The sequence below is a fragment of the Vibrio sp. Isolate22 genome (genome assembly GCF_022398115.1).
Classification (GTDB): domain Bacteria; phylum Pseudomonadota; class Gammaproteobacteria; order Enterobacterales; family Vibrionaceae; genus Vibrio.
In genome coordinates this window covers 1-7,265 of sequence record NZ_JAKEUW010000103.1, presented here as the reverse complement: position 1 = coordinate 7,265, position 7,265 = coordinate 1, and the positions used below count along the sequence as shown (strand labels likewise).

Sequence of the window (7,265 nt, the reverse complement as noted above, 5' to 3'; positions counted from 1 at the left end):
CCATAGCATTGTGGACCCACCTGATTCCATGCCGAACTCAGAAGTGAAACACAATAGCGCCGATGGTAGTGTGGGGCTTCCCCATGTGAGAGTAGGACATCGCCAGGCTTTAAATTATGAACGACTTGTCAGCGACGACAAGTAGTCCACTGCGGAGTGGTAGTTCAGTTGGTTAGAATACCGGCCTGTCACGCCGGGGGTCGCGGGTTCGAGTCCCGTCCACTCCGCCACTTATTAGAAAAGCCCTGCTAGAAATAGCAGGGCTTTTTTACATCTATCAAAAATGTATGTGGTATCAGGCTATATTCAGTAATTGATTGGTGAATAGGTAGAATGACAACCCAACTACATCACACCTTTTAGAAAGCCTAGTCTTACGACTAGGCTTTCGTCGTTTCTAGGGGACGATAATTTTGTCTTCTGGCAATTAGCCCCGCTTGTGTGCGAGTCAGATGGAATACCAACTCAGACATTTATATTCAGCCCAGACATGACTGCTTGGGCTCTTTTTACATTTGAATCTCTGTATTCGCCTTTTGGTAGAGAAAGTCTCTTAAAGGTCTGCCCATTATCGAACGAACAAACTAGGTGTGTCCGCCTTTCGTCATTATCAGAAGGCCTAGACTTACTACTAGGTCTTCGTTGTTTCTCGTTAATGGTCTTTTATTCTTTGATTAACAAGTCTCACCCTATTTGGTTCAAGCTACCCCTGAACTATAGGAGCATCGTTATTTATCCAAATCGCTCTCTTGTTTAAAGCTAGGATTTGTTCGTTAATGTGGTCGATAGAGCCGCTTTGTTTCTTATTGTGAAGCCTAACCTACGACTTGGCTTTGATTGGCCCTAGACTAGGTTCGTTATTATTAAGCATTATTCTGGGTTAGTACGCCCACACCAAACCGAGAATCTTATGAGCTTACTTGCGTTAGAAATACATAGCTTTCAACTTACTATGTTTGGTCTTGAAGGTTCTAGTTCCAAGCTTATTGGCGGCTTGTTACTTGGTGTATGCGGTAGTACAACGTTAGTTTTTGCCTGATGGTCAAATAACACGACACCTTAATGCTTTCCCACCAAAGCTGATGTGTAACCTACTCTTTTCGCTGGTATTCAATGGAGCTGAATACCTTTATTGCATGTGTGAGTACTGACTAAGTTAGTAGTTGCTCACTATGTTTGAGAGCACTTACTGCGAAGCGATTTATGATAAGGGTATGCGTTCGATAGGCCCTGTCTTACCGAATACGGCTATAGCTCTTCTGTCCCCAACTGTTATTTTCCCCCAGACAGAAGATAGAGAGCCTGTTGAAGCTCCATTTATCACAGCTTAGTGACCTCAGTGGATAATCTAGTACCTATTAATACAAAAACGCCTAGCGTTTGCTAGGCGTTGGTAAATCATATCTTGTGTACGTTCACTAGAGTATTTGTTTAAGTACTCTGTCAGCTTTTACTCGCGTAATCTTGCGAATCAGCTTTTGAACTTCTTCTGGGTAGCTATCTACTTTGTCTAACTGCTTATAAGTACAAATAAGCTGAGTATGTTGAAGAATGTTATCGACTTCGGCTTGGAACTTGTCAGTTAGGTGGTGATAGTTATCTTGGATAAAGATGCCGTTCTCTAGGTCTAATTTCCAAGCTCTTGGGTTTAGGTTATTACCAGTGAGCAGCATGTAGCGCTTATCGACCCAAATGCCTTTTAGGTGGAAGCTGTTAGAGTCATGTCGCCAAAGCTGAATCGATAGATTGCGGCTTGCAATATGAGCTTCATTGGCTTTAGCAAAGCGACGTAAGTTCAGCTCATAAAGGTATGGTAGACCACCAATCGTTTTAAACTCTTCCTCTGGAGAGATGAAGAAATCATTCGCCGTTTTGTCACCAACAACAATGCTGACCTTTACACCACGCTTAAGCGCCTTCTTAACTTCTTTAGCTAGGCTAGGAGGGAAGTTAAAGTAAGGAGTACAAATGAAGATCTCGTCTTTAGCCTGAGCGACCAGCTGATTGATGCCTTGGTTAAGACGATTACGTCGTTTGCCGATGCCTACTAGTGGTGTTACAGCAACTTGCTCTGGTGAAACTTCCTGACCATCAAATTGGTACTGAGATCTGGCTAGAGATGCACGAAACTGGCGGATCGCTGGTTTTAGCTCTTTAGTTGCTGGCTTATTCTTATCTGCTAAGTCGTACACAGCGCTGTCAGAGATCATTTGCTCATGAACGTAGGCAAACATTGAGTCTGCCAGTGCTGCGTTGTTTAAAACATGGTAGCGGTCAAAGCGATAACGGTCGTGATAGTTCAGGTAGATGTTGTTAAGGCTTGCACCACTGTAGATCACGCTGTCATCAACGATAAAGCCCTTTAAGTGCAATACACCAAAGACTTCTTTACCACGAACTGGAATGCCGTAGACAGGGACTGGGTGCTGATACCTTTCAGCAAACTCTTTGTACATGGCTGCATTGCCTTCAGAAGACTCTGCACCAATCAATCCGCGTTGAGCTCTGTGCCAATCAACACAAACGCTCACGTCTAGATCTGGATTCTTTTGTTTTGCTTCATATAAGGCAGTTAGGATCTCACGGCCAGCCTCATCATCTTCAAGATATAAAGCGACTAAGCTAATGCGGGTCGTTGCACGAGATATCTCGTCAAGAAGGCGAGTTCGAAACTCTTGCGCTGATAGTAGTACTTCAAACTTGTCAGGATTCTGCGCTATGGTTGGCAACTGTATGAATGGATTCCTACTGGCAATCATATTGACTGTTTTACCTTAAAAATATGCAAAATTGCGAACCTTTAATTTTACCAAAGGCACAGCCCCAAATACTAGAAAATCGAGGCATTCTCTAACAATTTTGCTGATATTGCATAGGAATGAGATCTTTCCCGCTATTTGAATAACGCTCATATAAAACCCGTAAGGCGTTCGGTAGCTGTTTCGGATCGATCTGGACAAATCGGTTTCGACCGTAAAAGCTCGTGAGGTGAGCATAGGCAAAGCAGTAATCGTTCTCTGTGAGTGTATGTTTTGCACAATACTCCATTAGCTGCGAACCTAACTGTTTACCGCGATGTTGCTTCGAGATCGCCATACCTGTCAGTAAGCGCGAGTCTTCTATAGTACGGAAACGGACGACACCACAAAGTTCGTCATCAAGTAAGAGTGAATAAATTAGCTCACTTTTATTGGCTTTCCCTGTTGGGTAATGCTCTTTATAGAAGCGTTTAACAAGGGGAACCTTTACTGGGTCTAATTGAGTAATGATGACATTGTTCATTCAGTCACTGCGCCACTGGTTTATCTGCTGTAGAATGAACGCAGTGTAAGTTAATTGAATATCGCCATGCAATTCCATCTCAATGCTAGTTTAAAAAACGTTCATACCTTTTCTATTGATCAAACCTGTGATGCTTTGGTCGAAGTGACCACAATTGAAGAGTTGATCTCGGTTTATCAGGATCTTAAATGGCAATCTACGCCTAAGTTGATGCTAGGAAAGGGCAGCAACATGCTTTTTACTGAGCATTTTGCAGGCCTTGTCATTATTAATCAGTTGTCTGGTATTACTTTAACGGAGTCGGATAGCCATCACTTACTCCATGTTAATGGTGGTGAGGATTGGCCAAGCTTAGTTAAGTGGGCTGTTGAGCAAGGTCTTGGTGGTTTAGAAAACTTAGCAATGATTCCAGGTTGTTCCGGTTCTGCTCCAATTCAAAATATCGGTGCTTATGGTGTCGAGTTACAGGACGTGTGTGAATACGTTGATATTCTTTGTCTGGATACTTATACAGTTAAGCGATTAAGCAAAGAGGAGTGTCTCTTTGGTTACCGAGATTCTATTTTTAAACACGCCCTTTACGGCAAAGCTATTGTGGTAGCGATTGGCTTAACTTTACCGAAAGCATGGCAGCCATGTAATTACTATGGCCCCTTGAAAAGTCTGTCTGAAGAGACACTTTCTCCTCAAACGATATTTGATGAAGTATGCGCAATTCGCTTGAGCAAACTACCAGACCCTGCTGTTCAAGGTAATGCTGGCAGCTTCTTCAAAAATCCGGTGATCAGCAAAGATCACTTTGATCGCTTGCAGGCAGAATATCCGACGATTGTAGGTTACGAGAGTAACGATATGATCAAAGTCGCTGCTGGTTGGCTGATCGATCAATGTCAGTTTAAAGGTGTTAATCAAGGAGGGGCTCAAGTTCATCCTAATCAAGCACTTGTGATCATCAACTATGATGAGGCGACGGCAGTGGATGTACTTAAGCTAGCAGACCGAGTTCGTCAAGCCGTATTAGACAGGTTCGATATTCGCCTTGAACATGAGGTTCGCTTTATGGGAAGAGACGGCGAGACAAATCTCGATAAGGCTTTGGAGGCGTTAGTATGAGAGAGCACAGCACCAAGCTAGCCCTGTTAAAATGCCTTGCTGATGGTGAGTTTCATTCTGGCGAAGACCTTGGTGAGGTGATTGGGGTATCTCGAGCCGCTATCAGCAAGCACATCAAAGGTATTCAAGAGTGGGGTTTGGATATCTACCGTGTACAGGGTAAAGGCTATAAGCTAGCGAACCGGTTGGACATGCTGGACCATGCGCAACTATCTGCCGCCAATAGTAACGCGTCTCTCGAGCTTATCCCTATTATAGGTTCGACCAACCAACACTTATTGGATCGCACCAATGAGCTAGAATCTGGCTCTGTTTGTGTTGCTGAATACCAAGCCTCTGGTCGAGGTCGTCGTGGCAGGGAGTGGGTGTCACCATTTGGAGCCAACCTATACCTTTCGATGTACTGGAGACTCGACGCAGGGATGGCAGCTGCGATGGGCCTAAGCCTTGTTGTTGGCGTTGCGGTTGTCGAGGCTCTGGAAGAGATGGGCGTTGAAGGCGTGAAACTCAAATGGCCTAATGATCTTTACCATAATGATAAGAAACTTGCGGGTATCTTAGTTGAGCTGTCAGGACAATCTGGCGGTGCTGCTCATATTGTCATTGGCTTAGGGCTCAATCTTTCAATGGCCCCTTCAACTTCTGGTATTGGTCAACCATGGACCTCGCTTAAAGAAGTGTGTGATGGTCAGGTGCCTGATCGTAATCAGCTTGCACAAACTCTGATTAACGCTTGGGACAAAGCACTGGTTGATTATGAAATGAAAGGGATGTCGAACTTTGTTGAGCGTTGGAATCGCTTGGATAATTTCTTAGGTCGCAATGTGAAGCTGATTATTGGACCTAGAGAAATTGAAGGGGTCGTACAAGGTATTGATGAGCAGGGTGCTGTATTACTCAAAACTGAGAATGGTATCGAAAGTTATATCGGCGGTGAAATCTCACTTAGGAAGGGTAGTTAAGACCTTCCTATTTTCTTAGTAATACTTCTTCAACCATGTGATCTGCACCTTTTCGTAGGATTAGGTGCGCTCGCTCTCTGGTTGGAAGGATGTTCTTCTCTAGGTTCAACCCATTGATTGAACTCCAGATCCCTTCTGCTTTATCCAATGCCGCCTGGTTCGATAATTTAGTGTAATGACTAAAGTAAGAGCCCGGCTTGGTAAATGCCCCTTCTCTAAACTTCATAAAGCGGTTGATATACCACTCTTTGATTTGCTGGCTGTCTGCATCCACATAGAGTGAAAAGTCCAGGAAGTCAGAAATAAACACACGGTGTGGCTCGTGTGGGTAATTCATTCCACTCTGCAATACGTTTAGGCCTTCAATGATCAACACGTCAGGTAGGTCAACACACTTAACATCATTAGTAATGTTGTAGGTTAGATGCGAGTAAACTGGCGCTGTGACGTTTCTTTTGCACGCTTTAACGTCTGAGACAAAATTAACTAGACGCTTAATATCGTAAGACTCAGGGAAGCCTTTCTTACTCATCAAGCCTTTCTCTTCCAATACTTCATTTGGATATAAGAAACCGTCGGTGGTGACTAGCTCGACTTTCGGGTGGTTTTCCCAACGAGAGAGCAGGGCCTTAAGTAGACGCGCAGTTGTGCTTTTTCCCACTGCAACACTACCAGCAATACCAATAATGAATGGTGGTGCTTTCTCTTTTTTATCAAGGAATTGATGAAGTACTGAATTGCGGTTTTGTCTGGCTGCCACATAGAGGTTCAATAGACGAGAAAGCGGCAGGTAGATCTCTACAGCTTCTTCCATGGTGAGCTTTTCATTGATGCCTTGAAGCTCTTTTAAGTCGCTTTCAGAAAGTGTCATCGGAACTAAATTCCTTAGTTCAGACCAATGTGTACGGTCAAATGACATGAATGGGCTCATACAAAACTCTATAGTGGATAACAAAACAAGTGCATGGAAAATACATCAAGCGATAGATAAATAAAATATCTTCCTGTACTAGATGCGGGTTAAAGACGGAAACCTTGAGCTAAATAGTCGTATGTCGGAGTTTGGGCAGAGAATTTTGCACTTTTTTTCAATTTGCTATTGCAAGGTGGAAAATCATTCAATAAAATGCGCCCCACTTGTGCCGACTTAGCTCAGTAGGTAGAGCAACTGACTTGTAATCAGTAGGTCACCAGTTCGATTCCGGTAGTCGGCACCACTTTCTCCCTTCCTTTGAGGCAAGCGAGAGAAAGCTCAAAAATTTGGAGAGGTTCCCGAGTGGCCAAAGGGAGCAGACTGTAAATCTGTTGGCACTGCCTTCGATGGTTCGAATCCGTCCCTCTCCACCATATTCTAAAGGTTAAATAGCTCAAACAGAGTTACGTGTTGCGTGCATCGTATAATGGCTATTACCTCAGCCTTCCAAGCTGATGATGCGGGTTCGATTCCCGCTGCACGCTCCAACTCATTTTGTGTGCTGATATAGCTCAGTCGGTAGAGCGCACCCTTGGTAAGGGTGAGGTCCCCAGTTCGACTCTGGGTATTAGCACCAGTCTAAAGCTTCTTCTCCTTTAATAAAGAAAACCATTTTTTTTGGTTGCGTGGTCTTATTTTAAGCCACCTAATCCGTACCTAGAGGGACACCCCATGTCTAAAGAAAAATTTGAACGTACGAAACCGCACGTAAACGTTGGTACTATCGGCCACGTTGACCACGGTAAAACAACTCTAACTGCTGCTATCTGTACTACACTTGCAAAAGTGTACGGTGGTGTTGCTAAAGATTTCGCATCTATCGATAACGCTCCAGAAGAGCGTGAGCGCGGTATCACAATCGCTACTTCTCACGTTGAGTACGACACTCCATCACGTCACTACGCACACGTAGACTGCCCAGGTAGACTGCCCAG

The 7,265-nt window shown here is 44.0% G+C and carries 6 protein-coding genes, 5 tRNA genes and 1 rRNA gene; 9 read left to right on the top strand and 3 right to left on the bottom strand.

Going from position 1 to position 7,265, the window contains the following annotated elements:
- A 5S ribosomal RNA gene (gene rrf, locus L1D55_RS26410) occupies window positions 1-108 on the top strand; the annotation flags it as partial.
- A 45-nt stretch (window positions 109-153) separates the two neighbouring features.
- A tRNA-Asp gene (locus tag L1D55_RS26405) sits at window positions 154-230 on the top strand.
- A 1,188-nt stretch (window positions 231-1,418) separates the two neighbouring features.
- Here the strand turns inward: L1D55_RS26405 and pssA are convergent.
- Together pssA and L1D55_RS26395 are read right to left on the bottom strand one after the other, a co-directional pair.
- Window positions 1,419-2,759 (bottom strand): CDP-diacylglycerol--serine O-phosphatidyltransferase, encoded by a 1,341-nt coding sequence (gene pssA, locus L1D55_RS26400; RefSeq protein ID WP_239919437.1) that lies wholly within the window; start codon window positions 2,757-2,759, stop codon window positions 1,419-1,421.
- 91 nt (window positions 2,760-2,850) lie between these two features.
- Window positions 2,851-3,282 carry a GNAT family N-acetyltransferase gene (locus L1D55_RS26395; protein ID WP_239919435.1) on the bottom strand — a complete coding sequence of 144 codons (432 nt, stop codon included), beginning with the start codon at window positions 3,280-3,282 and terminating at the stop codon, window positions 2,851-2,853.
- 66 nt (window positions 3,283-3,348) lie between these two features.
- Between L1D55_RS26395 and murB the strand changes: the two genes are divergently transcribed.
- Window positions 3,349-4,395, top strand: coding sequence for a UDP-N-acetylmuramate dehydrogenase (gene murB / locus L1D55_RS26390; protein ID WP_239919434.1), 1,047 nt, complete (start codon window positions 3,349-3,351; stop codon window positions 4,393-4,395).
- Window positions 4,392-5,357 carry a bifunctional biotin--[acetyl-CoA-carboxylase] ligase/biotin operon repressor BirA gene (gene birA, locus L1D55_RS26385; RefSeq protein ID WP_239919432.1) on the top strand — a complete coding sequence of 322 codons (966 nt, stop codon included), beginning with the start codon at window positions 4,392-4,394 and terminating at the stop codon, window positions 5,355-5,357. The genes murB and birA overlap by 4 nt, the downstream gene beginning before the upstream one ends.
- 7 nt (window positions 5,358-5,364) lie before the next feature.
- On the opposite strand, the gene coaA is transcribed toward birA, so the two are convergent.
- Window positions 5,365-6,288 carry a type I pantothenate kinase gene (gene coaA, locus L1D55_RS26380; protein ID WP_239919431.1) on the bottom strand — a complete coding sequence of 308 codons (924 nt, stop codon included), beginning with the start codon at window positions 6,286-6,288 and terminating at the stop codon, window positions 5,365-5,367.
- A 210-nt stretch (window positions 6,289-6,498) separates the two neighbouring features.
- Here coaA and L1D55_RS26375 point away from each other — a divergent pair.
- From L1D55_RS26375 to L1D55_RS26355, 5 genes are all read left to right on the top strand, one after another.
- Window positions 6,499-6,574, top strand: a tRNA-Thr gene (locus L1D55_RS26375).
- 45 nt (window positions 6,575-6,619) lie between these two features.
- A tRNA-Tyr gene (locus tag L1D55_RS26370) sits at window positions 6,620-6,704 on the top strand.
- A gap of 39 nt (window positions 6,705-6,743) precedes the next feature.
- Window positions 6,744-6,818 (top strand) — tRNA-Gly (locus L1D55_RS26365).
- A gap of 13 nt (window positions 6,819-6,831) precedes the next feature.
- Window positions 6,832-6,907, top strand: a tRNA-Thr gene (locus L1D55_RS26360).
- Between the two features lie 95 nt (window positions 6,908-7,002).
- Window positions 7,003-7,265: GTP-binding protein (locus tag L1D55_RS26355; protein ID WP_239919430.1), on the top strand; the 263-nt coding region annotated here is incomplete at its 3' end.